General features: G+C 73.2%; 22 protein-coding genes. 13 read left to right on the forward strand and 9 right to left on the reverse strand.

Annotation, left to right across the window (positions count from 1 at the left end; genetic code table 11):
- The 6 genes from ACIA5A_RS23225 to ACIA5A_RS23250 all read left to right on the forward strand — a co-directional run bounded on the left by ACIA5A_RS23225 (position 1) and on the right by ACIA5A_RS23250 (position 4,737).
- Complete coding sequence (locus tag ACIA5A_RS23225) at positions 1-450, forward strand: phage holin family protein (protein ID WP_396765956.1); 450 nt, start codon at positions 1-3, stop codon at positions 448-450.
- The gene (locus ACIA5A_RS23230; protein ID WP_396765959.1) at positions 443-808 is read left to right on the forward strand and encodes a DUF3618 domain-containing protein; all 366 of its coding nucleotides are present in this window, start codon (positions 443-445) and stop codon (positions 806-808) included. The genes ACIA5A_RS23225 and ACIA5A_RS23230 overlap by 8 nt, the downstream gene beginning before the upstream one ends.
- A gap of 91 nt (positions 809-899) precedes the next feature.
- Complete coding sequence (locus ACIA5A_RS23235; protein ID WP_396765962.1) at positions 900-1,370, forward strand: SRPBCC family protein; 471 nt, start codon at positions 900-902, stop codon at positions 1,368-1,370.
- A gap of 168 nt (positions 1,371-1,538) precedes the next feature.
- On the forward strand, positions 1,539-2,381 hold the full coding sequence (locus ACIA5A_RS23240; protein WP_396765965.1) for a DUF6745 domain-containing protein: 843 nt from the start codon (positions 1,539-1,541) through the stop codon (positions 2,379-2,381).
- A gap of 122 nt (positions 2,382-2,503) precedes the next feature.
- The gene (locus ACIA5A_RS23245; RefSeq protein WP_396765968.1) at positions 2,504-2,869 is read left to right on the forward strand and encodes a UBP-type zinc finger domain-containing protein; all 366 of its coding nucleotides are present in this window, start codon (positions 2,504-2,506) and stop codon (positions 2,867-2,869) included.
- Between the two features lie 287 nt (positions 2,870-3,156).
- Positions 3,157-4,737 (forward strand): cellulase family glycosylhydrolase, encoded by a 1,581-nt coding sequence (locus ACIA5A_RS23250; RefSeq protein ID WP_396765971.1) that lies wholly within the window; start codon positions 3,157-3,159, stop codon positions 4,735-4,737.
- 51 nt (positions 4,738-4,788) lie between these two features.
- Here the strand turns inward: ACIA5A_RS23250 and ACIA5A_RS23255 are convergent, their stop codons facing one another.
- Positions 4,789-7,215 carry an ATP-binding protein gene (locus ACIA5A_RS23255; protein ID WP_396765974.1) on the reverse strand — a complete coding sequence of 809 codons (2,427 nt, stop codon included), beginning with the start codon at positions 7,213-7,215 and terminating at the stop codon, positions 4,789-4,791.
- Positions 7,216-7,465: 250 nt separating this feature from the next.
- Between ACIA5A_RS23255 and ACIA5A_RS23260 the strand changes: the two genes are divergently transcribed.
- On the forward strand, positions 7,466-8,749 hold the full coding sequence (locus ACIA5A_RS23260) for a hypothetical protein (protein ID WP_396765977.1): 1,284 nt from the start codon (positions 7,466-7,468) through the stop codon (positions 8,747-8,749).
- Between the two features lie 74 nt (positions 8,750-8,823).
- Here ACIA5A_RS23260 and ACIA5A_RS23265 read toward each other — a convergent pair whose 3' ends face one another.
- Positions 8,824-9,780 (reverse strand): glycosyltransferase family 2 protein, encoded by a 957-nt coding sequence (locus ACIA5A_RS23265; protein WP_396765980.1) that lies wholly within the window; start codon positions 9,778-9,780, stop codon positions 8,824-8,826.
- Between the two features lie 15 nt (positions 9,781-9,795).
- Entirely contained in the window at positions 9,796-11,574 is a 1,779-nt protein-coding gene (locus ACIA5A_RS23270) for a hypothetical protein (protein WP_396765983.1), read from the reverse strand.
- 183 nt (positions 11,575-11,757) lie between these two features.
- On the opposite strand from ACIA5A_RS23270, the gene ACIA5A_RS23275 reads away from it, so the two are divergent.
- A complete protein-coding gene (locus ACIA5A_RS23275; protein ID WP_396765986.1) occupies positions 11,758-12,315 on the forward strand; it encodes a DUF3455 domain-containing protein in 558 nt (185 codons plus the stop codon).
- A gap of 161 nt (positions 12,316-12,476) precedes the next feature.
- On the opposite strand, the gene ACIA5A_RS23280 is transcribed toward ACIA5A_RS23275, so the two are convergent.
- The 4 genes from ACIA5A_RS23280 to ACIA5A_RS23295 form a co-directional block, all read right to left on the reverse strand.
- Positions 12,477-13,211 (reverse strand): hypothetical protein, encoded by a 735-nt coding sequence (locus tag ACIA5A_RS23280; RefSeq protein WP_396765988.1) that lies wholly within the window; start codon positions 13,209-13,211, stop codon positions 12,477-12,479.
- Positions 13,212-13,233: 22 nt separating this feature from the next.
- Positions 13,234-13,653 carry a PPOX class F420-dependent oxidoreductase gene (locus ACIA5A_RS23285; protein WP_396765991.1) on the reverse strand — a complete coding sequence of 140 codons (420 nt, stop codon included), beginning with the start codon at positions 13,651-13,653 and terminating at the stop codon, positions 13,234-13,236.
- A gap of 105 nt (positions 13,654-13,758) precedes the next feature.
- Positions 13,759-15,063 carry a cellulose binding domain-containing protein gene (locus tag ACIA5A_RS23290; RefSeq protein ID WP_396765994.1) on the reverse strand — a complete coding sequence of 435 codons (1,305 nt, stop codon included), beginning with the start codon at positions 15,061-15,063 and terminating at the stop codon, positions 13,759-13,761.
- 419 nt (positions 15,064-15,482) lie between these two features.
- Positions 15,483-16,289, reverse strand: coding sequence for an SDR family NAD(P)-dependent oxidoreductase (locus ACIA5A_RS23295; protein ID WP_396765997.1), 807 nt, complete (start codon positions 16,287-16,289; stop codon positions 15,483-15,485).
- A gap of 75 nt (positions 16,290-16,364) precedes the next feature.
- Here ACIA5A_RS23295 and ACIA5A_RS23300 point away from each other — a divergent pair, with 75 nt between their 5' ends.
- From ACIA5A_RS23300 to ACIA5A_RS23315, 4 genes are all read left to right on the forward strand, one after another.
- Positions 16,365-16,766: a winged helix-turn-helix transcriptional regulator gene (locus tag ACIA5A_RS23300; protein ID WP_396766000.1), complete on the forward strand. Its 402-nt coding sequence runs from the start codon at positions 16,365-16,367 to the stop codon at positions 16,764-16,766.
- A gap of 40 nt (positions 16,767-16,806) precedes the next feature.
- Positions 16,807-17,304 (forward strand): YcxB family protein, encoded by a 498-nt coding sequence (locus tag ACIA5A_RS23305; RefSeq protein WP_396766003.1) that lies wholly within the window; start codon positions 16,807-16,809, stop codon positions 17,302-17,304.
- Positions 17,305-17,408: 104 nt separating this feature from the next.
- Complete coding sequence (locus ACIA5A_RS23310; RefSeq protein WP_396766006.1) at positions 17,409-18,275, forward strand: aldo/keto reductase family oxidoreductase; 867 nt, start codon at positions 17,409-17,411, stop codon at positions 18,273-18,275.
- Between the two features lie 50 nt (positions 18,276-18,325).
- A complete protein-coding gene (locus ACIA5A_RS23315) occupies positions 18,326-19,066 on the forward strand; it encodes a FadR/GntR family transcriptional regulator (RefSeq protein ID WP_396766008.1) in 741 nt (246 codons plus the stop codon).
- Here ACIA5A_RS23315 and ACIA5A_RS23320 read toward each other — a convergent pair.
- Positions 19,063-20,202 (reverse strand): mandelate racemase/muconate lactonizing enzyme family protein, encoded by a 1,140-nt coding sequence (locus ACIA5A_RS23320; protein WP_396766011.1) that lies wholly within the window; start codon positions 20,200-20,202, stop codon positions 19,063-19,065. The two genes, ACIA5A_RS23315 and ACIA5A_RS23320, sit on opposite strands and share 4 nt — an antisense overlap.
- A gap of 27 nt (positions 20,203-20,229) precedes the next feature.
- On the reverse strand, positions 20,230-22,626 hold the full coding sequence (locus ACIA5A_RS23325) for a ricin-type beta-trefoil lectin domain protein (protein ID WP_396766014.1): 2,397 nt from the start codon (positions 22,624-22,626) through the stop codon (positions 20,230-20,232).
- Between the two features lie 172 nt (positions 22,627-22,798).
- On the opposite strand from ACIA5A_RS23325, the gene ACIA5A_RS23330 reads away from it, so the two are divergent.
- A complete protein-coding gene (locus ACIA5A_RS23330; protein ID WP_396766017.1) occupies positions 22,799-23,824 on the forward strand; it encodes a LacI family DNA-binding transcriptional regulator in 1,026 nt (341 codons plus the stop codon).
- Positions 23,825-23,834 lie beyond the last annotated feature (10 nt).

The raw sequence follows: 23,834 nt of genomic DNA on the forward strand, positions 1-23,834 counted from the left end.
ATGGCACCGGACCCGTCGGTCCACGTCGGCGAGGGTCGTGCCGCCCCGGCGGACACCCTGTCGACATCGGACCTGATCAGCCGCGCGACCGAGCAACTGTCGACGCTCGTACGCGACGAGCTGGCCCTGGCCCGGGCCGAGCTGGTCGCCAAGGGTCGGCACGCCGGCCTCGGCGGGGGCCTGTTCGGCGGCGCCGCCGTCCTCGGCCTGTACGGGCTCGCGTTGCTGCTGGTCCTGGCGGTGGTGCTGCTGGACCTGGCCTGGCCGCTGTGGCTGGCCGTGCTGACCGTCATGGTCGTCGTGCTCGCCGCCGCCGGGGTGCTGGCCCTGCTCGGCCGCCGGCAGTTGCGCGCGACGACCCCGCTGGCGCCGCAGGAGGCGGTGTCCGGCGTCACCGCGGACGTGGACGCGGTGCGGACCGCGTTCCGGGAGGGGAGAAGCCATGAGTGAGAGCACGCCGTCGGACCCGCAGCAGTTGCGGGCCGAGATCGCGCAGACCCGCGCCGCGCTCGGCGACACCGTCGAGGCGCTGGCCGCCAAGACCGACGTCAAGGCCCGCGCCAAGGTCGCCGCCGAGGAGGCCGGCGCGCAGGCCAGGGCCAGGGTGGACGCCGCGGTGGGGCGCGCCGGGGAGGTCGCCGGTGCGGTCACCGGCCGGCTCGCGTCGACCTCGGAGTCGATCGAGGCGTCGCTGCGCGAGCACGACCTGCCGCAGAAGGTGCGTCGGCCGCTGCCGGTCGCCGCGATCGGCGCGGTGGCGGCGCTCGCCGTGGTGCTCGTCGTGCTGGCCCGACGACGGCGGGCGTGACCGAATCGGGCGCGGGTGTGACGTGGTCGCAGGGTTGAACCGACCACGTCGGGGCACCACGAGATCACGACAAGTCGCTTGAGGAGGCCCAGTGAGCACCGTGACCGAGTCCGTCGATGTTCAGGTTCCGATCCGCGCCGTGTACGACCAGTGGACGCAGTTCGAGTCGTTCCCGCAGTTCATGGACGGCGTCGAGTCGATCACGCAGATCGACCCGACGCACACCCGCTGGGTGACCAAGGTGGCCGGGGTGACCCGGGAGTTCGACGCCGAGATCACCGAGCAGCACCCGGACGAGCGGGTGGCGTGGAAGAGCACCGGTGGCGACACGAAGCACGCCGGCGTGGTCACGTTCCACCGGCTCTCCGACGACGAGACCCGGGTGACCATCCAGCTCGACTGGGAGCCGGAGGGGCTGGTGGAGAAGGCCGGCAGCGCCGTCGGGGTGGACAGCCACCAGGTGAAGGCCGACGCGAAGCGCTTCAAGGAGTTCATCGAGAACCGGGGGAGCGCGACCGGTGCGTGGCGCGGGGACGTCGACCGCCCGGACGCCCTGTCCTGACCGGAGGGTCGTGGGCGTGCCGGTCCGGCCGCCCACGACCCGTCGACCGGTTTCGGGGGAGGGTGACCGCCTCGACGTCACCGACGGAAACCGGCTTGCGCCGGCATCCCGGCTCGGTCATGGTGGAGTCATGATCTCCTATCGGAAGGGCGGCGACGCCCTGGCGCGTTGAGCGCCCCCGCGCGGCACGACGAGGCCGCGACCCTCTCACCGACCGAGTTGTGGCAGCAGACCGTCGAGATCCGGCGCGAATGGCTCGGCCACGCCCTGTCCACGCAGCCGGCGGAGAGGTCGACCGTCGAGCGCTGCCTGACCGCCGTCTACGCCCGCGCGTCCCGGCCCCGGCCCCGGTTCGAATGGGTCGACTCGCCCGACGAGGCACGCCCCCTGGTCGCCGGCTGGCCCACCCTCGACCGGCTCCACGAGTGGATCCGGGATCCCCGACCGCGCGGAACGCCACCGCCGGCCAGCGATGTCGCCCTGGTGGTCTCCCGACTGCGCGGCGCACTGAGCGAGGGCGTCACCCACGCCGACCCGGAGCTGACGCCGCTCCGCGCCGGCAAGACCAAGGAGCCCTGGCCCGAGCTGCCGCCGCTGCCGGCGCTCGCCCGCGGCGTCCCGCTCGGCGTCGTGCTGCACCAGGGCGTCCGTACCGCACTGCACCGGAGCCTCGCCCACGGCTTCTCCCTTCCCGTGCGCGCGGCGCTCGCGGCCGACGGCCCGGTCCCGGTCTGCTGGTACGGGCAGCAGGACGCCTCCTGGATCGCCTACTACGACGTGCTGCGGCGGCTCGGCCTGGCCCGCTACCGGCCGGACGAGGACGCGCAGCTCGACACCTGGGCCGACCTGGCCCGTTCCGGTGGCTGGTGGTGGCCCGGCGAGGACGTCTGCGTCGTGGTGGACCGCCCCGAGGCGGTGCGCACCGAGCCCGTCCCCGAGGCGGTGCACGAGCAGATCCGGCTGCGCGGGGTGCGCTACCGCGACGGCTGGGAGCCACCGCTGAGCGGGTGAGGTGATCCGGCGACGGCCGGGACGGCGCGCCGCCGTCCCGGCTGCCGGGTAGGCTCCGAGGCCCGGGGCTCGGAGCCGGGACGGCTCGACAGCCGGAGCCGCGAAGCGGAGGGAACCACGTGGTGGACGACCAGTCCCAGCCGAACCCGGCGATCGACCCCGCCGTCCCGCCGAGCGGGACCGGCTGCGTCGAGTGCGAGTCCTCCGCCGGGTGGTGGTTCCACCTGCGCCGCTGCGCGGCCTGCGGCCACGTCGGCTGCTGCGACTCCTCGCCGAGCCGGCACGCGACCGCGCACGCGGCTGAGACGGGGCATCCGCTCATCCAGAGCTTCGAGCCCGGCGAGTCGTGGTTCTGGGACTACTCCAGTGATCAGCTCTACGCCGACGGCCCGGCCCTGGCGGAGCCGCACGCGCATCCGCTCGACCAGCCCGCGCCGGGACCCGAGGGTCGGGTGCCGGCGGACTGGACGGCCCACCTGCACCGGTAGGGGTACGGCCGACTCCCCGGCGGCGAGCGGTCCGGCCTGTCACCGCCGAGGCACTCGCGGTGGCTTTCGGCGCCTGCCGCGCGACAAGCGTGGACACGACCGTGAGCGCGGTGGTCACGTCGCAGCTTGTCGGCTGCGATCGGTGAAGCGCTCGGTGCCGCCTTGTTGCTCTATGGATCGACGTCTATGCTTTTATTGACCTGATCGTTCGTGAAAGCGTAATCGACCGTCATCGTCGAATAAATTCGACAACTCAGCGTGATGGCCGATTCGGACGGGAGTTACCTGTGAGATCAACGCTGCGGAAGGCGCTCCTCGCCTTCCTTGCCGGCATATTGGCGGTGGCCGGATCCGCGACCCTGATGACGAATTCCGCATCTGCCGACAGCATCAGACAGTTGAATTCCACGCAGCTCGTCGCCGACATGGGCGCGGGGTGGAACCTGGGGAACACGCTGGAGGCCAACGTCAACGGGATACCCGGCGAGACGGCCTGGGGCAACCCGGTCGTGACGCAGGCCTTCATCGACCGGGTCAAGGCGGCGGGATTCAAGACGATCCGCATCCCGGTGTCCTACCTCGGGAACATCGGCTCGGCGCCGAACTACACGATCAGCGCTGCCTGGCTGAACCGGATCCAGGAAATCGTCGACTACGCCTACGGTCGTGGCCTGTACGTGCTGATCAACATGCACGGTGACGGTTACAAGACCGTCACCGGATCCTGGCTGATCTGCGACTCGTCGGACCAGACGACGATCCGGGACAAGTACCAGAAGGTGTGGCAACAGATCGCCACCAGGTTTCAGAGCTACAGCGAGCGCCTCATCCTCGAGTCCATGAACGAGGAGTTCGACGGTCAGTACGGCAATCCCACCCAGCCGTGCTACTCGAACATCAACGCCTACAACCAGATCTTCGTGGACACGGTCCGCCGGACCGGCGGGAACAACACCTCGCGATGGCTGCTCGTCCCCGGTTGGAACACCAACATCGACTACACCGTGGGCAACTACGGCTTCGTGCTGCCGACGGACCAGTACCGGTCGTCGACAGTGCCGGCCAACGAGCAGCGGCTCATGATCTCGGTGCACTACTACGACCCCTGGGACTTCGCCGGGGAGGAGAACGGCACCATCACGCAGTGGGGGCCGGCCGCCACGAATCCGGCGCGGAAGTCGACCTGGGGACAGCAGGACTTCATGGACGCGCAGCTCAAGAAGGTGCGCGACACCTTCGTCTCGCGCGGATACCCGGTGTTCGTCGGCGAGTACGGCTCGGTCGACAAGACGTCGGCCGACTCGACGAACAACAGGTACCGCGCGGACTACGCGCGCACCCTGGTGTCCACCGCCAAGAAGTACGGGGCGGCCACCGCCTACTGGGACAACGGATACAACGGCGCGTACGGGTTCGGGCTGTTCAACCGCTCGTCCGCCACCGTCACCCAGCAGGGCATCATCGACGCCATCATGAGCGCCGTCGGTGGCGGCACCCCGACGACGCCGCCGCCGACCACCACCCCACCGACCACCACCCCACCGACCACCCCGCCACCGTCGAACGGGCGCTCCTGCTCGGCGTCGTACACCGTGACGGGTCAGTGGCAGGGCGGTTTTCAGGCCGAGGTGCGGGTGACCGCCGGCGCGTCGGCGATCGGTAGCTGGACGGTGACCTGGACGTTCGCCAACGGGCAGCAGGTGACGCAGTCGTGGAGCGCGACGGTGACCAGCAGCGGCTCCACGGTGACCGCCCGCAACGTCAGCTACAACGGCGCGCTCGGCGCCGGTGGCAGCACGACCTTCGGCTTCCTGGGGTCGTCCGGCGCCACGAACGGCGTCCCGTCGTTGTCCTGCGTGGCCGGTTGACCCGGCCCTGAGGCGAACGGGCCGGGCGTCGCGGACGCCCGGCCCGCGTGCTCACGGCGCCCGCAGCAGCCGTGCGCGGACCCGCTCGGCGTCCGGGTGGCCGAGTCCGTCGAGGATCACCAGGGCCCGCCGCCAGGTGCGCGACGCCCCGGCCCGGTCGCCGGCGGCGTCGCGGCTGTCGCCAAGCCGGGTCAGCGTGTCCGCCTCGTCGTAGCGGTCGCCGATCCGCTGGTACAGCGTCAGCGCCCGGCCGTAGCACCGGACGGCCCGGCGGTGGTTGCCCAGCCCGTCGTGGATGAAGCCGAGGCTGTCCCAGGTGTTCGCCTCGCCGTGCCGGTCGTCGGTGCGGCGCAGCAACGCCAACGCCTGCTCGCAGTGGCCGCGCGCCGGGCCGTAACGGCCGAGTCGGGCGTGCGCCCAGCCCATCGCGTTGCGGGCGCTCGCCTGCCCGGCCGGATGGTCGACGTGTTCGTAGAGCGCCAGCGCGCGCGCCGCGTGGTGCAACGACTCCTCGTAGTGGCCCCGCGCGTCCAGCAGGGCGCCGAACGCCCGGTGGGTGCGCGCCTGTCCGCTGTGGTCGCCCAGCTCGGCGAAGATCGTCAACGCGTCGCGGTAGTGGCCGGCGGCCTCCTCCTCGTGGCCCAGCCGGACCAGGGCCCGCGCCAGGTCCCGGTGGGCGTGGGCCTGCCCGGCCCGCTCGCCCGCCCGCCGGGCGGCGGCCAGCGCGGTCCGCTGGGCGTCGGCCAGGTCCGACCAGCGGCCCTGCCGTTGCAGGAAGTCCACAAGTGTTCGGGCCAGCCGCCAGGCGTGACCGTCGCAGCGGGCGCACTCCGCGTGGTGCACCGCCGCCAGGAGCACGCGGTGCTCTTCGGTGAACCAGGCCAGCGCCGCCTCCTGGTCGGCGATCTCCTCGGGCAGCACCCCGGGCAGCGCGTCGGGCAGGGCGGCCGGATCCCAGCCCGGTTGCAGCAGCACCGCGGCGGCGTGCGCGGAGTGCAGGTGGTGGTCCAGGCCGCGGCGGATCGCCGCCCGTCGCCCGCCGTCCGGATCGAGGCGCTCGGTCAGCTCCGCCGCGTACGCGCGCAGCAGGTCGTGCGCGCCGTACCGGCCCGGCGCGTGCTCGGTGACCAGGTGCGCGTGGGCGAGCTCGGCGAGCAGCCGGGGCACCTGCTTGCGGGGCAGGCTGGCCAGGCTGGCCGCCGCCGGGATGCCGATCTCGGGTCCCGGGTGGCAGCCGAGCAGCCGGAACAGCCGCGCGGCGGCCGGCGTCAGGCTCCGGTAGGACCAGGAGAAGACCGCCTGCACGCCGGTGCCGGCGTCCCCGGTGTCGAACGCGTCGAGCAGCCGGGCCGCGTCCCGTAGCTCGGCGGCGAGGGTGGCCAGCGGGAACGCGGGGTGCGCGGCGCCCCGCGCGGCGAGCACCGCCAGCGCCAGCGGCAGCCGCGCGCACCGCTCGACCATCTCGTCCACCACCTGCGGCTCGACCGCCAGCCGCTGCGCGCCGAGGCGGCGGGCCAGCAACTGCCAGGACTCGGCGGTGCTGAGCAGCCCGACGGTGATCGCGCGGGCGCCCTCGGCGGCGATCAGGCCGGCGAGCCGGTTGCGGCTGGTGACCAGCACCTGGCTGCCGGGGCTGCCGGGCAACAGGGGCCGGACCTGCTCGACGTCGCGGGCGTTGTCCAGCAGCACCAGGATCCGGCGGTCGGCGAGCAGGCTGCGGTAGAGGCCCACCTGTGCGGACAGGTGCACCGGCATCCGCTCCGGCGGCACCCCCAGCGCCTCCAGGAGGCCGTGCACCGCCTCGGCCGGTGTCACCACCGCGCCGGTGGCGTCGAAGCCGCGCAGGTCGACGTAGAGCTGGCCGTCGGGGAAGCGGTCGGCGGCCCGGTGCGCCCAGTGCACCGCGAGCGTCGTCTTGCCCACCCCGGCGGTGCCCGACAGGACCAGGATCGTCGGAGCGGGGTCGCCCGTCGCCGGGCCGCCGCCGGCGTCCAACTGCGCCAACTGGTCGGCCCGGCCGACGAAGCCGGGCAGCGCCGGGGGCAGTTGGCGCGGCACGGGCAGCCGTGCCGTCCGGGCGCGGTCCCGCCCGGCACGGGTGTCGCCCGGGTCCGGCTGCCGCCGCGCCTCCTCCACCCGGTCCCGCGCGGTGGCCAGCGCACCCTGCTCGCCGGCGGTGGCGCCGAGCAGCCGGATCAGCACGTCGAACCGTTCCGTCGGCGGCAGGATGTTGCCGGCGAAATACTCCCCGATCACGCCCCGCGACCAGCCGGTCTTGGCGGCCAGTTGCCGGTAGGTCAACGGCGTCTCGCCCTGCTGCCGGGCCTCCCGCCGCCGGAGCTGGCGCAGCAGGCCGGCCAGCTCCGGCACGGTCCGCGCGGCGTCGGCGGCGCGGATCACCGGGTACGCGGATCGGTCGACCTTGGTCGCGCCCCGCGGCGATCTCGCCGCACCGGGACGCTCCGCCTGGTCGGACATGCGGCCTCCCCCGCCGACCTCACCCCGGCTGCCGAGGGAGCCGACACCGGGACTGTAGATCCGGAGCCGACGACATCCATAGATCGATGCTGATCTCCGACAGATCCACTTCGGACGTCCGCCGGGGCGGCCGACGGTGTCCGGCGGTGTCCAGCGCAGTCCAGGATGCCCGGCGGCGCCCCGGCGGCCCGTGCCACCGTCCCGGTGCGGGCTCGGCCCGTGCCATGCCACCTGGGGAAAGGGAGACCTGATGAGCCATCGACACCTGACCGCCCGACGGGCCGGGGGACTGCTGCGCCGCGCCGCCGTCGCGGCGGTCGGCCTGACGCTGCTCGCCACCGGCGTGTCCACCGCGCCGGCCACCGCCGCCGCGCCGGCCGGCAAGGGCGCCACCACCGGGTCGTTCGTCGACAGCGCGCCGGCGCCGGCCGGCTTCGCGTCCTGGGCGGAGCTGTTCACGGTGCAGCAGCGGATGAACACCGCCGCCGAGCGGATCCAACGGGCGGCGCGACGCGGACCCGACTCCGGGTTCGCCGGCGTGGTCGCCGACCCCACCACCCGCCAGTTGCGGGTCTACTGGAAGGGCACGGCGCCGGCCGGCCTGCTGGCCACCGCCCGGGGCGTGGTGCCGACCCGGGTGCTGCCCGCCGCGTACTCGCAGCGGGAGCTGGCGGTGGCCGCGGCCAAGCTGCGCGCCGCGGCCGGCGACGCGGTCACCACGGTGGGGCCGCGCGCCGACGGCGCCGGCCTGCTCGTCGGCACGCAGCACGGGCTGCTCGGCGCGGCGAGCCTCGCCGGCGTCCCGGTGACCGTGCAGACCGGCGTCGCCGCCGCGCCCGCCACCCGGTGGGACGACTCGCCGCCGTGGTGGGGCGGCGCCGCCTGGCGCAACGCCACCACCGGCGGCGGCTGCTCGACCGGCTTCGGCGTCCTCCAGGGCGGGGTGTCGCGGGTGCTCTCCGCCGCGCACTGCGGCAACCTCAACAACGTCGCCACCGACCCGACCGGGCAGACGATCGGCATCGTCGGCACCCGCAACGTCGGCACCGACACGCTGCTCCTCGCGGGCAGCGGGGGCGGCCGGGTCTTCAACAACACCACCGACGCGGCCGGCGCGGTGACCAGCGAGTTCAGCAACCAGGTGATCGGCGCGCTGGCCAGCCAGGTCGGCAACTTCGTGTGCACCTCCGGCGCCTACTCCGGCACCCGCTGCTCGATCCAGGTCAAGGCCCGCGACCTGTGCATCAACATCCGCAACTTCGGCACGGTCTGCGGCCAGGTGCAGGCGGAGAGCACCACCCGCACCAACGCGGTCGGCCAGGGTGACAGCGGCGGCCCGGTGGAGATCGTGAACGGGGCCAACACCACCCAGGTGTACGCCACCGGCACCAACTCCGCCATCGACGACACCAACACCTCGACGGCCTGCACCGGCTACGTCCCCACCGGCCGGGTCTGCGCCTGGCGGATGTACTACGAGGACATCTTCTCCGGCCTCGCCGGCGTCGGCGCCTCGGGGGTGGTCCTGGGCTGAGCGCCCGCCCCCGATCCGGTCACCGGGCCGGTACGCCTGCCGCGTACCGGCCCGGTCCGACCGCGCGGCGGTGCTCAGCGCTCGTCGCGGGCCTCGGTGACCAGGCGTTCCGTCTCCCGCACCAGATAGTGCGGCCGGCGCTTGGTCTCGTAGTAGATCCGGCCGATGTACTCGCCGATCACGCCGAGGAGCATCATCTGGATGCCGCCGAGCCCGATCACGCTGACGATGATCGTGGTGTAGCCGGGGACGTCGATGCCCTTCTCCACCGCGTCCGCGACCACCCAGGCCATGTAGGCCACCGCGATCAGGGTGAGGAACAGGCCGCCGTAGATCGCCAGGCGCAGCGGCCGGTTGTTGAACGACAGCAGGCCGTCGAACGCGTAGTTGAACAGCTTGCCGAACGTCCAGCGGCTCCGCCCGGCCTGCCGGGCCTCGTTGTGGTGGGCCACGACCACCGTCCGGAAGCCGATCCAGGAGAACAGGCCCTTGGAGAACCGGTTGTACTCCGGCATGGTGAGGATCGCGTCCACCGCGAGCCGCGACAGCAGGCGGAAGTCGCCCTCCCCGTCCAGCAGGCGCACGTCGATCCACCAGTTGATGGCCCGGTAGAACGACCGCGAGGCGAGCGTGCGGACGAACCGGTCGCCGCGCCGGTCCCGCCGGGCGATCACCTGGTCGAAACCCTGCCGGTAGAGCGCCACCATCTCCGGCAGCAGCCGGGGCGGGTGTTGCAGGTCGGCGTCCATGATGACGACCGCGTCGCCGGTCGCCCGGCGCAGGCCGGCGAGCATCGCCGCCTCCTTGCCGAAGTTGCGGCTCAGCGACAGATAGCAGACGCACGGGTCGGCGGCGGCGAGCCGGCGCAGCGCGTCCAGCGTGCCGTCCGCACTGCCGTCGTCGACGTAGACCACCTCCACGTCGACGTCGGGCAGCGCGTCGAGCGCGTCGCGCACCGTACGGTGCAACCGCTCCACCGACGCTTCCTCGTTGTAGCAGGGCACCACGACGGACAGCCGCACCACCGTCACCTCGCCCGGCCCTGGTCAGAGACGGTAGACCAGCACGCCATCGCGATCCTCCCGGGTGATGCCCAGTCCGTCGACCGGTCGCGCCTCGATGCCCTCCCACGGTGTGCCGGCGGCGCGGCTCGGCACCGCCACGACCGACCGCACGCCGATCCCCCGCAGGTAGGCCACGCTGCCGGGGTCGGGGAAGGACGCGACCGCGACGCGGGTCTGCGCCTGGCTCGCCGGCTCGAACCCGCCGAGCCCGTTAGTCACCCGGGGGAAACCGTCGGTCGTCCACAGCATGTACGTCAGGTCGCCCACGCCGCCGGCGGGCAGCACCAGGATCGGGTCCGGCGCGCTCCGCAGCGCCGCCGGTGGCGGCGGCACGGTCGGGTGCGGCGTCCGGTTGACGCCCTCCACGGTGACCAGGGCCAGCGGCACCAGCAGGACCAGGGTGGCGAGGATCCGCGTCCGGCGGCGGTTGGTGGCCCGCCCCGACGACTCGGCCAGCGCCGTCACCAGACCGGCGGCCAACAGCGCGAGCAGCAGGCTGGTCCAGTGCATCATCCGGCCCGGCGTGCGCAACGCGTCCCAGCCCGGCAGGAGCCGGGACAACGTCAGGTAACCGGGGTCCCCGTCGCCGCCGAACGTGGCGCCCAGCCCCAGCAGCACCGTGCCGAGCACGCCGAGCCCGAGCGCCAGCCGCCGGCGGAGCGGGTAGGCCGAGACGAACAGCCCGGCCGCGGCCAGCCCGATCAGCGTCATCCCCGGCAGCAGCGCCATCTCCGGCGGCCAGCTCAACTGCTCGCGCGCGGCGGCGTGCCGCTCGCCCCACACCCAGGAGTCACCGGGCGCGGTCAGGAAGCCCATCAGCGGCGGGGAGAACATCTTCGTCCAGTCGAGCGTCCGTTGCGCCTGTGGGTTGAGGTCGACCACGCGCAGGTAGACCAGGCCGAGCAGCACCGTCACCGCGCCGAACGCGACGCCGCCGGCCAGGTCGGCGAGCAGCAGCCGCCGGCCGAACGGTGGTCGCTCCCGCCGCCGCCACCAGGACCAGCCGTAGCAGCCGGCCGCCACCAGCACCGCGGCCAGCAGGAAGTAGACCAGGGGCAGCCCGATGCCGAAGCCGAGGCTGACCTGCCAGGCGGCGACGAGCCACCCGGCCAGCGCCCAGCCGGGCCGGCGCCGCTCCGGCCGGTAGCCGTGGCGCAGCGACCAGCCGTGCCCGCGCGCCAGCATCGCCAGCGCCAGCGCGATGCCGCCGCTGGACAGGATGTTCAGGTGGCCGGAGTGCGCCAGCCGCCACGGCGCGAAGGCCCAGGCTACGCCGGCGACCGCGCCGCCCCACCGGTTCGCTCCGAGCTGCCGGGCCAGCGCGTACGCCCCGAGGCACGCGAGCGCGTGCAGCAGCACGTAGAGCACGTTGTAGCGGACCACGGCCGCCTCGAAGCCGGAGCCGAGCATCCCGGCCGACGCGTACCCGAGCAGGGTGTCGCTGTAGGCGTACGTGTACTTCTCGGGATAGAACGTGTTCGAGTCCCAGAGACCGAGCGGGTTGCTCAGCAGGGCGTGCCCCGACCAGGCGACCTGCCACGCCTGCAACGTCGGGTCGCCGAGGTCGCCGGGGATCGTGGTCGCCGGGTGCCGCAGCGTGGGCCAGGTCAGCGCCACCGCCAGCAGCACGCTGCCGACGATCGCGAGGACCCACTCGCGCGGGATTCGCCGCCCCCGTCCGCCCGGCGGGCGCTCGTCGGGGATCTGATCAGGGCTCGCGCTCTCGGCGGCTGGCCGAGCGCCGGCGGACCGGACATTCATGAGATAGATGGTGTCCGATACGGATCGGCTTGTCGATCAGTTGCCCGAGATTTGGATCGAACGTCTGCGCAACAGGGGATGGTCGGGTGGCCGACAGAACCGGCGCACCGTTGATCGCCGCCCGGCCGGAGCCCGTTGAGAAGTGCGGAGGCGCGAGCGCGCCTGCCCGAACGGAGGAACCGCATGCCCAGCACGTCTCGCTCCCGGGTCCGGGCGCTCGCCGCCGTCGGCACGGCCGGCGTCCTCGCGGCGATCGGGGGAACGACCGCTCCGGCGTCCGCCGCCGTCCGTCCCGACACCGACCGGGTCGCCGTCGGCGGCATCGCCCCGGCGATCCGCCCGCCGGCCGGATCACGCCCGGTCGGCGCGTACGTCGTCGCGAGCGGGACGCAGACCTACACGTGCGCCGGTGGCGTGTTCACCGGCGCGTCCGTGCCGGAGGCCCGGTTGGTCGGCACCGGCGGCCGGGTCCACCACTTCAAGGGCCCGAGCTGGCAGTCCGAGCGCGACAACTCGCTGATCACCGCGAAGAAGACCGCGGAGAGCCCGCGGCCGGGGACCATCCCGGAACTGCTGCTGACGGTGGACACCCACACCGGCTCGGGCATCCTCGCCGACGTCGCGTACGTCAACCGGCTGCTGACCTCCGGCGGTGTCGCCCCGTCCGGTCCCTGCACCGACGGCGCGACCGCAGCGGTGCCCTACGGCGCGGTATACGTCTTCTGGGCCGCGCCGCGCTAGTGGCCCTCGCCCCGGTGCCCGGCGGCTCTCCGGCGGGCACCGGACGGCAACCGGCTCCCGCGAGCCCTGGCCCGGGCGCATGGCCGCCGCGGCCCTGCGACGACTCCACCCTGGGTGATGCGGCACGGGGGGCCGGAGAGCGCCTCGGCGGCGTCCCCGCCTCAGCCGTCGACGAGCGCGGCGAAGCGTTCACCGTCTCGGAGCCGGTCGACGAGGTGGAGCACGGCCTGCCGGCCGCCGTGCGCGTCGACCCAGCGGCTCACCCGGCAGGCGGCTCTGGCGTACACCTGCTCGTCCGCGCCGGCCGCGCGCAGCCACGCGGCAAGCGTCTCCGGCAACGGTCCCGGGGCCGCGTCCCGGCAGCGGTCCGGTGCGGTGGGCGGCGCGAGGTAACGCCTGTCGTCGGCGACCAGGACCGCGAGGCCCTCGTCGAACCACTGCGGAACCTCCGCGTGCCGGGAACCGAGCCGCGTACGGAACTCGACGTGGGAGAGTTCGTGCGCGGCGATCGTCGTGGAGATGCCACGGGGGGAGAGCATCAGCGCCCAGGTGCGGATCGCCGCCCCCCGCTCGCCGCCGCCACCGATCCGCTGGTAGCAGTCGGTGGTCAGGCAGGCGAGGACTGTCGGATCGCTCCGCCGCCCCTGGTAGAACTCGTCGACCTGCCGGTTCGCCTCGCGGTACACCTCGACGAGCCGCTGCCGGTCGGCGTCCGACAGACCGGGCTCGGCGTGGAGCCGGCCCTGCACCGGCACCAGGCCGTAGCAGCGGGGACAGGCGGCCGCGGCCGCCGAGGGGTACGCCAGAGCCGCCGACGCGACCGTGACCAGCGTCAGCACGACCAGCCCGGCCATCAGCCAGGCCCGGCGTCCTCGCCGCCGGGATCGGATGCCCACGTCGCCTCCTGCGGCGGTTCGCTCAGCCGACCTGGCTGTTGTCCTTGAGCGCGCCCCAGCCGTGCCAGCGGTCGATCTCGATCAGCGCGCTGACCCGGGCCCGCTCCCGTCGCGGGTACGCCTTCCCGGTGTAGTGCCGGGAGAGCCGGTCGATGTCGGCGAGGTCGGTGTCCTCGCGCAGCTCGACGACGCGCCCGACGATGCTCAGGTGCGTGTACCAGCCCTGCTCGTCCAGGGCGGTGAGGGTGACCCGGGGGTCGTTGCGCAGGTGGTCGAGGCGGCGGCGGCCCTCGTCCATGTTGACCAGGATCCGGCCGTCCTCCCACAGGTACCAGGTGGCCGCGGACACCGGCTGTCCGTCGGGCCGCAGCGTGGCGATGACGGCCGGGTTCGGCTTGCGCAGCATGGCGACGGCCGGCTCGGGCAGCGGCGGCTTCGACATGACTCTCCTCCTCGCGACGGCACTGTCTGAGCACTGTACGGACCGGTGCCGGCGCTCGCAGGGGAACCGCGGGCCCGGAGCCGGTCGGCTCCGGGCCCGGGGCGCTCAGGAGGCGGTGCAGGTGACGTTGCCGGGGGCGGTGGCGCCGTTGCCGGTGGCGGTGAACCCGAACGTGGTCGACGCGTTCGGGGCCAGCGTGCCGTTGTAGGGGGCGTTCTGCACCGAGACCGTGCCGGTGGTGCCGGTGTTGACGCCGCTCCAGAGGCTGCTGATGGCCTGCCCGGAGGCCAGCGTCAGGCGTACCGTCCAGCCGTTGACGGTGGCGGTGGTGTTGTTGGCGACGGTGACCTCACCCTGGAAGCCGCCCGGCCAGGTGTTGACGGTGCGGTAGGCGGCCGCACAGCCGGTCGTCGGGGGAGTGGTCGGCGGCGTGGTGGTGGGCGGGGTCGAGGTGGGCGGCGTGCTGGTGGGCGGCGTGCTCGTCGGCGGGGTGGTGGTCGGTGGCGTGGTCGACTCGAACTGGCTGAAGAAGCGCCAGATCTCGCCCGAGGTCCAGGTCCGGGAGTCGTTCGGGCTGCCCGAGCCGTCGACCGGGCTGGGGGTGTGGTCGCCGTCGAACGCGGCCCACTGCACCGGGTAGCCGGCGCGGCAGCCCGAGTAGACGGTGGTGATGTGGCTGAAGCTGTTCAGCGCCGGCTCGCGCGGGGTCTGCGCGGTGCAGCCGTTGTTCCGGACGAACGTGTCGCGCAGCGAGCGGCCCATGGAGATGTTCAGCACGCTGTCGTGCGTGCCGTGGATGCCGAAGTAGGGCACGGGCTGGGTGCCGCCGTTGCAGCCGCTGAGGTTGGCGCCGGAGAGCACGGCTACCGCGCGGATCACGCTGGACCGGGCGCAGGCGACCGCGTAGCTCATCGCCCCGCCGTAGCTCCAGCCGAGCGCGAAGCGCTGGGTGGTGTCGACGCAGAGGTCGTTCTCGACCTGCCGGGAGATGTCGTCGAAGAGGGTCAGGTCCCGGCCGTTGGTGTTGGCCCAGCCGTTGTCGATGCCCTGCGGCGCGACGAAGATCGTGCTGTTGTTCGACAGCGGCAGCAGCCCGTAGTAGCCGGCCGACGCGACGTTGTTCGCCGAGCCGTTCAGCCAGTGGAAGCCGAAGACCAGCCGGTAGGGGCGGTTGCGGTCGTAGCCGTCCGGGATCCGCAGGATGTAGCTGCGGTTCTGCCCGCCGCTGGAGATGGTGCGGGTGCCGTTGGTGAGCGTGGGAGCCTTGCCGCAGCCGGCGGTGGCGGCGAGCGTGCCGTTCGTCGCGGCCTCCGCCGCGCCGCCGAGACCGCCGCTCAGCACACCGCCGGCGGCCGTCGTGACGATCAGGGCCGCGGCGGCGAGGGTGGAGAGAACATGGGTACGTTTCACTGTTGCGTGCCTCCTTGCCAGTGGTGGTGGTCCGGTGCCTGTGGTGCGCGTGCGGATTCGCCTGCGGCGAGGCGCGGAGAGGCGGGCCGGCGAGGAGCGAGGTCCTCCGGCGACGGTCTGCGGGCATCGGCACGGCGGCCCGGACTGGTCGCCGGGCGACGGAGGGGCGTGCCCTCGTCGGCGCGTTGCCGGTGACCGGGAGCGTGCCCTTCGCTCCCGTGCCGAAAGATAGCAGTTTATCGATAACAGGTTCAACCGCTCGTGTTGCGGAACGAGTGCTCCTGGTTCGTCGTTCCGGCCGTGCGCCGGTGCGGACCGCTCGCCCCTGAGCTGCTAATAAAGGAGAGTCCGGAGCGCCGAAACTCTCGGCTCGACATCCGGAAAACTCCGACGCCGAGCCGGTCCGACGGCAGTGAGCGTTAACAGTCGTGGGGCGCGAGCAGCCGCTCCGTGAGGTCCGCCAGGCGATCCGCGTCGCGTGGGTCGAGCGTCGGAAAGGTGAGCGGAAGTCGCCTGCCGCGGTCCACGGCGGTCAGCGGCGCGTCGGGTGGCGCGTCCACGAACCCGTGGATCGGGGCCACCGCCGCCGCGACGGGACGGGCCACGAGCGACGCCGCCGCCAACAGCCCGCGAACGACGAACGGCAGCGGGCCACGGTCGCCGCTCCTGGTGAAGCCGGGATGGTAGAGCACGTACCGCGCGCGGCTTCCCGACCGCCTGGCGAAGCCCACGCCGAGCAGGTCGTTGGCGCGACCGGCCTGCAACTGCGCGGTGACCGCCGAGTACCCCGACTCCAGTTGCGGGTCCGCCCAGCGCACGCCGCCCCTGGTGACGCCGACGCCCGCGACGTTCACGATCACCGGCGTGGCCGCCCGGTCGAGCGCCGGCCGCAGGCCGAGACCGAGCAGGTAGCGACTGAGGTAGTAGAGCGCGAAGGTGTGCTCCAGGCCCTCGGCGGTGACGGTCCGGCGCGGCGCCACCGCGTTGGCGAACAGCGCCAACGCGTCCACGACCGGGTGCTCCGCGAGGATGCGCTCGACGACCTGCCGGGTCTCGCGCACGCTGGACAGGTCGACGGGGAGGAAGTCGACGGAGTCGCTCGCTAGCGCCGCGCCGCGCGTGTGGTCGCGGCCGAGCACCAGGACCCGGTCGCCGCGTTCGGCGCGTCCGAGGGCGAACGCCCGTCCCATGCCGTTGGTGCCGCCGCTGACCACCACGAGTCCCATTCCGCCTCCACTACCGTCTCTGGCAACCGTGCTCATCCTCGGCAGGCGTCGGCGACGGCGAAAGAAGGCACTTTGATGGACACAGGGAACACCGGTGTGCGTGCCCGACTCGACGACCACCGGCTGCCGGACCCGGTGCCGGCCGGCGAGTACGAGTGCTGCCCGGTCACCGATGTGCTCCGACGGCTCGGTGACAAGTGGACGCTGCTGCTGCTCACCCTGCTCGGGCAGCGGCCGTACCGGTTCAACGAGCTGCACCGGGCCGTCGACGGCATCAGCCAGCGGATGCTCACCCGGACGTTACGCACGCTGGAGAGCGACGGCCTGGTCGACCGGGAGGTGCTTCCGACGTCGCCGCCGAGCGTCGAATACCGGCTGACGCCACTGGGCGCCAGCCTGCTGGAGCCGCTCGCCGTGCTGGCCGGCTGGGCGCTCCACCACCACCCCGAGATCGTCGCGGCTCGGCGAGCCGTCTGACTCACCGCGCCGTGCCCGCGCTCGGCGCTATCGTTCGGGCGTGCACATCCGTTTCGACGTCCCGGCCGACCCCACCTATCCGGGCCGCGTGGCCGCCGCGCTCAGCCGGGTCCGGCTGCGCCGGTTCGGCTACGTCGGCGCGGCGCTGGCCGGCCTCGGGGTGCTCGGGCTGGCCGTCTCGTGGGCGCTCGGCTCCGACGGCCGGTTCACGTCGCTGTGGACCGCGCTGCTCGTGGGCGGCCTGCTCTCCATGCTCCACCCGCCCTGGGTGCGGTGGCGCGCGCGCCGCCGCTCGGGTGGCTACGCCGTCGAGGGCGGCTACGACATCACCGACGACAACATCATGATGCGCAGCGGCTCGGAGTCCGGCGGCATAGCCTGGGACGGGGTCGCCAAGGTGACGGACGACCCGGAGTTCTGGATCGTGCACGTCGGCCGGATGCCGGCGACCGTGATCCCCCGCCGGCTGATGTCCGACGCGGACGCCGAGACGCTGCGGGCCTTCATGGCCGGGCGCGGGCTGCTCCGGCAGCGGTGAACCAGGCCCCGCCGATCCTGGGATCGGTGGGGCCTGGTTGCGCCTGCCGCCGGCGGGCACCGTGAGGGGTGCCCGCCGGAGACGCCGGCGCGCGGAAGGGAACCATGACCGGCGACAAGCTTCCCGGCGGCACCTACCGGGTGGGCGACCTCACCCTGACCCGGATGGGCTACGGCGCCATGCAACTGGCCGGCCCCGGCGTGTTCGGGCCGCCCCGCGACCGCGACGCCGCCGTCGCGGTGCTGCGCACGGCGGTCGAGCTGGGCATCCGGCACATCGACACGGCCGACTTCTACGGCCCGCACGTGACCAACGAGATCATCCGCGAGGCGCTCGCCCCGTACCCGGACGACCTGCACATCGTGACCAAGGTCGGCAACCGCCGCGACGAGCGGGGCGGATGGCCGCCGGCCCGCACGCCGGCCGAGCTGACCCAGCAGGTGCACGACAACCTGCGCCGCCTCGGCGTCGACGCGCTCGACGTGGTGAACCTGCGCGTCGGCGGCTTCGACACCCCGGAGCCGGGCTCGGTCGCCGAACCGTTCGGGGCGCTCGCGGAGCTGCGCGAGCAGGGGTTGATCCGGCACCTGGGGCTGAGCACGGTCACCGCGGACCAGCTCGCCGAGGCCCGGTCGATCGCCCCGGTGGTGTGCGTGCAGAACCTCTACAACCTCGCCAACCGCGCCGACGACGCGCTCGTCGACGACACCGCCCGGCAGGGCGTCGCGTTCGTGCCGTACTTCCCGCTGGGCGGCTTCTCGCCGTTGCAGTCCGGCAGCCTGGACCGGGTGGCGAAGCGGCTGGAGAGCACGCCGATGGCCGTCGCGCTCGCCTGGCTGCTGCACCGCTCACCGAACATCCTGCTCATCCCCGGCACCTCCTCGGTCGCGCACCTGCGGGAGAACGTCGCCGGCGCGGCCCTGGACCTGCCCGCCGACGCGCTCGCCGAGCTGGACGCGATCGGCGCGTGACCCGGTCGCGGGCGCCGGGGGCCGGCGCGGCGCTGCACTAGGGTGTGGCCATGACGGCGCGCGTGGACCGGTTCGCCCTTCCGCCCCGTCGCCCGGCGGAGCGGTTGGGCGTCGCGGTCGTCCGCGAGCTGGTCGAGCTCATCGTCACCGGTCAACTCGGCGAGGGGCGGCTGCTGCCCCCGGAGGGGCCGCTCAGCGAGCACTTCGGGGTGAGCCGCACTGTCGTCCGCGAGTCGGTGAAGCGGCTGGAGGAGAAGGGCCTCGTGGTGGTCTCGCAGGGGCGCGGGACCCAGGTGGCCCGGGCCGGCTCGTGGAACATGCTGGACCCGGTCGTGCTGTCCGCGCTCATCGACAACGACGAGTCGCTGGGCGTCCTGGACGAGCTGACTGTCGTCCGGGGCAGCCTGGAGGCGGCCATGGCGGGCGCCCTGGCGACCCGGCGTACGCCGGAGGAGCTGACCCGGGTCGAGCACGCGCTCGCGGCGATGCGCGAGATCCGGCACGAGACCGACTCCTCCCGCCAGGCGGACGTGGTCTTCCACTTCACGATCATGGAGCTGTCCGGCAACCGGCTGGCCGAGAACATCTGCAAGCGCCTCTACCGGCGGGCGCTGGAGAGCGACAGGTTCCACGGGCTGGCGTACGAGAGTGCCTTCGAGTCGACGCTCGACGAGCACGCGCTGGTGGTGGACGCCATCGCCCGCCGGGACGCGGCCGGCGCCGAGCGCGCCATGCGCGACCACATCGTCACCTCCTGGCAGCGACGCCGGCTCCAGGGGCCGCCCGGCTAGGGGTCGGGGACGAGCCGCAACCCGGCCCGGTCCGGCCGCACGTGCGGCCCGGTCGTGGCGGCCGGTGGGTCGGCGGCACGGGCGGCCTCGACGCGCCGCTCGTCGACCCGGATCCCGAGGCCCGGCAGGTCGCCGAGGACGATGCCGCCGTCCGCGATCTCCTGGTCCACCGCCAACCCGAGCGGCCAGGAGAAGTCCTGGACCTCGCAGGACAGGTGGTTGGGCACCGCGGCGGCGGCGTGCGCGAGCGGGTTGGCGTGGTAGGCCACCGGGCTCACCGGCAGGTCCCGCGCGTGCGCCACCACGGCCGTGCGCAGGAAGTGGGTGATGCCCCAGACGCTGCCCGCCTGCACCACGTCGACCGCGTCCGCGTCGAGCAGCGGCCGGTACTGCTCCAGGCCGGTGAGGTTCTCCCCGGTGGCGACCGCCGCCCGGACGCCGCGGCGCACCGACGCCAGGCCGGCCGCGTCCCACCGGCGCACCGGCTCCTCGACCCAGGCCAGATCGACGGTACGTTCCAGCGCGGCGACGTGGCGGACGGCCTGCGCGCGGTTCCACGACTCGTTGGCGTCGACCATCAGCGCCGGGTGGGCGCAGTTGCGGCGCAGGATGTCCCGCACCGCCTCCAGCCGGCGCCGGTCCCGCTCGACGTCGTGGCCGCCCTTGAGCTTGGCGCCGCCGAAGCCGCGCTCGGCGAACCGCTCGTACAGCCGCGTCAGCTCGTCGTCGTCGAGCGCGATGTCCAGCCCGGACGCGTAGCCGGGGACGAACCGGTCGACGGCGCCGAGGGTGCGCCACAGCGGCTCGTCGGCGGCCTTCGCCTTGAGGTCCCACAGCGCCATGTCGAGCGCGCCGATCGCGCCGAACGTGGCCCCGGCGTGGCCGGTCTTGAACACCTGGTCCAGCATCCGGTCGTAGAGCGCCGGCGCGGCCCGCGGATCCCGGCCGTCGACCGCCGGGAAGACGCGGCCCACGTCGGCGTGCGGGCCGACGCCGACCCCCTCCAGGCCGACGTCGGTCTCCACGATCAGCACGTGCACGTCGGTGCGCGGGCCGGGCATCACGCCGTTGGCGTCGCCGGTCGGCCGTCCCCAGTCGTGCGTGGTGGTGAGGCTGCGCCAGCCGGTGACCCTCACGGTCGTCTCCCGGCGCCGGTCGCCGGCTCATCCGCGCAGGCTCCACCGCTGGTTGGCCTGACCGTTGCAGGTCCAGAGGATGAGTTTGGTGCCGTTGGCGGTGCCGACGGCGTTGGCGTCGAGGCACAGGCCGGACTGCTGGCCGGTGATGGTGCCGTTGGCGTTGACGTTCCACTGCTGGTTGGTCTGGCCGTTGCAGTCCCAGATGATCACGGCGGTGCCGTTGGTGGTGCCCTGGCCGTTGGCGTCCAGGCACTTGGCGCCGTACACCTGGAGCTGCCGGCCGGCGGTGACGGTCCAGCGTTGGCCGGTGGCGTTGCCGCAGTCCCAGAGCTGGACCTGGTTGCCGTTGCTCGTCGACGAGTTGGGCACGTCCACGCACCGGCCGGACTGCGCGCCGACGATCTGCTGGGCGGTGCCGGTGGGCGGCGGGGTGGTCGGGCCGCCGGTGCCCTGCGGGCCGGCGTTGTTCATCACGGTCTGCGCGCCGGCCGGCCAGGCGCCGTTGGCCACCACCGTGTTGCCGTAGACGACGTTGCCCCGGTCGCCGTTCGTCACGTTGGTGCTGTTGTTCGTCGACCAGTTGTTGGTGAGCGTCCAGTTGCCCATGTTCTCGCCGCCCCAGTAGTTGGCGGTGGCCCAGGTGCCGGTGTTCGAGAAGACGTTGTCGGTGACGGTGTAGTACTTGGAGCCCTCGTCGAAGTAGACGCCGAAGTAGCCGTTGGTCCGCAGGCAGTGGTTCTCGCTGATCAGCGCGTTCGGGTTCCAGCCGAGCGTGTAGATGCAGCCGCCGTCGTTCATCTGCTGCATCACGTCGTGGACGTAGTTGCCGACCACCCGGGTGTTGGACGCGGTCGTGGGCGTGCTGTAGCGGGGCTGGTAGTTGTAGAGGCCGCGGTTGGCGTACTCAGTGTTGCCGCCGGCGTCGTTGGCCCCCCAGCCGTAGCCGATGGTGATCCCGGAGTACGGCATGTTGTAGATCTCGTTGTGGCTGATCGTGGCGTTGGTGACGTAGGTGGGCAGCACCGAGCTGACGCCCCGGTAGTCGATGCCGAGGTCGTGGATGCGGTTGTTGCTGACGGTGATGTCCCGGTTGGTCATCCGGCTGTCGCTCGGGTGGTGCGCGTCGGCCCGGACCCCGCCGATGACGAAGCCGCCGGCGGCGTTGCGGGCGATCTCGGAGCGGGTGACCGTGATGCCGCTGGCGCCCAGCCCCACGCCTGTGGCGTGCGCGTTGGCGTCGTTGCCGATCCCGATGGCGGTCTGGCCCAGGCTGACGAACTGCGAGTCGCTGAACGTGATGGTGTGGGCGGCCGAGACCTGCACCGCGGCGGGCATCTGCGACCAGCTCGGCCGGGCCGCCTCGAACTGCTGGCAGCCGGAGGTGCAGGAGCCGAACGCGGGCGTCGACCAGGTGCCGGCGATGTACGAGCCGGTCTGCTGGTCGACCCAGCCCTGGTTGCCGCTGGGTCCGAGCCAACTGGTGCCGGTGAAGGTGATGCCGGAGAACGCGATGTGGTGCGCCGGGTTCGCGTAGCTGCCGCCGATGTTCACCAGCGACTGCACCACCGGGAACTCGACGTCGACGCTGCTCATGCTCTGGCCGGAGCGGGGGATGTAGTAGAGCGTGCCGGTGCCGGGGTCGACGTACCACTCGCCGGGGGAGTCGAGGAACTCGTAGGCGTTCGCCAGGTAGAACGGGCCGGCCCGGAACGGGTTCATCAGGGTGTCGTAACCGAAGTTGTTGTTGTTCCAGGCCGGCTGCCGCATGGTCAGCAGGCCGCCGCTGATGCTCTGCACCGGCGAGTAGCGGTCGGTGAAGGAGTTGACCCCCTCGACCTCCACCCGGCCGGGGTTGGTCAGGTTGTTCAGGTAGTTGAGGTTGCCGTTGGTGATCCGCAGCCCGGTGGCCGAGGCGCTGAAGTCCGACCGGTTGACCTGGGTGCGCGCCCGGGTGGCGAGCTGGCCGTCGACGTAGAGCTGCCGGGTGTCCTGCCCGGCGCCGACTGTCGCCTTCCAGATGTTGCGGCCGGCGTCCGCGACCGTCCAGCCGGTCACCTGCCTCGCCCCGCTGATCACCGGGTGCGCTCCGGAGGCGGCCTGCCAGCGCACGGTGTGGCCGTTGGTGCCGGAGTCGGCCGCGCCGAAGGTCAGCGGCGAGGTCACCCGGTAGACGCCGTCGGCGAGTTCCACCACGACGTCGTCCGACATGCCCGGCGCGGTGGCCCGGACGGTGGACTGCGCGGTGGCCAGCGAGCAGGGCTGGGACGCCGAGCAGGCCGTGCCGCTGCCGCCGGGGGACGCGTGGAGGGTGGTGACGGCGGCCGACGCGGACGAGGCGAAGACCGCCACGGCGACGCCGGCCAGCGCCGTCGCCAGCGCGAGACCGGTCGCGGCCGGTCGGCGCAGGGCGGATGTGTTCACGGAAGCCTCCACGACGTATCGACAGAGATAGGTATGACGTCTCATGTTAAGAAGCCGTGTCGGCCGGATCAACATCGAGCAACGTCGATTGCGTGCGTTGACAGTCGCGCGCGACCCGCCCTAGGGTCGTCCCACCAGGTGAACCGATTCGACGACCGTTGCCGGGAGCGGGATGAACATCGGTGAGATCGCCCGGCGTGCCGGGGTGTCCCGCAGCACCGTGTCGTACGTGCTCAGTGGCAAGCGGCCGGTCTCGGCGGCCACCCGGCAGCGGATCCAGGCCGTCATCGACGAGCTGGACTACCGCCCCAACGCCAGCGCGCGCGCCCTCAAGGAGGGCCGCACCCGCACCCTCGGCCTGGTCATCCCGCCGGCCAGCCGGCGCCTCACCGACATGCAGCTCGGCTTCGTGGCGAGCGTGGTCGAGGCCGCCGCGCGGGTCGACCTGGACGTGCTGCTGTCGCCGTCCGGCGGCGACCACGACAGGTCGTTCGAGCGGATCGTCACCGGCCGCCGGGTCGACGGCGTGGTGCTGATGGAGATCCGGCTCACCGACGAGCGGGTGACCCGGCTGGAACAGACCGGCCTGCCGTTCGTGACCATCGGCCGCACCGCCCAGCCGCGGGGGATGAGCTGGGTCGACGTGGACTACGGCGGCCTCATCGCCGGTTGCGTGCACCACCTGGCCGACCTGGGGCACCGGCACGTCGCCCTGGTCAACCGGTCGGCCGAGCTGGTCGCCGCCGGCTACGGCCCGGGCAGCCGCGCGTCGGCCGGCTTCGCCGAGGCGACCGCGGCACGCGGCCTGGCCGGCGTCGACGTCTGCTGCGGCGACGACGTGGCCGCCGGCGAGGCGTGCGTCGAGGAACTGCTGGCCACCCACCCCGAGGTCACCGCCGTGGCGACGGTCAACGAGGCGGCCCTGCCCGGGATGCAGCGGGCGCTGGAGAGCGCCGGGCTCGTGGTGCCGCGCGACTTCTCGCTCACCGGGGTCGCCGCGCGGCACTGGGCGGAGAACGTCCGGCCGTCGCTGACCGCGGCGGACGTGCCGATCGTCGACATGGGCGCGGAGGCGGTGTCGCTCCTGCTGGAACGGATCGCCGCGCCCGACACCGCGCCCCGGCACCGGCTCTACCGCCCGCCGATCTCGCTGCGCGCCAGCACCGGCCCGGTGCCCGCGGCCCGCGGCGCGCGCTGACCGCGTACCG

It is taken from the genome of Micromonospora sp. NPDC051300 (assembly GCF_044455315.1).
In the GTDB taxonomy this organism is placed as follows: Bacteria; Actinomycetota; Actinomycetes; order Mycobacteriales; family Micromonosporaceae; genus Micromonospora; species Micromonospora robiginosa.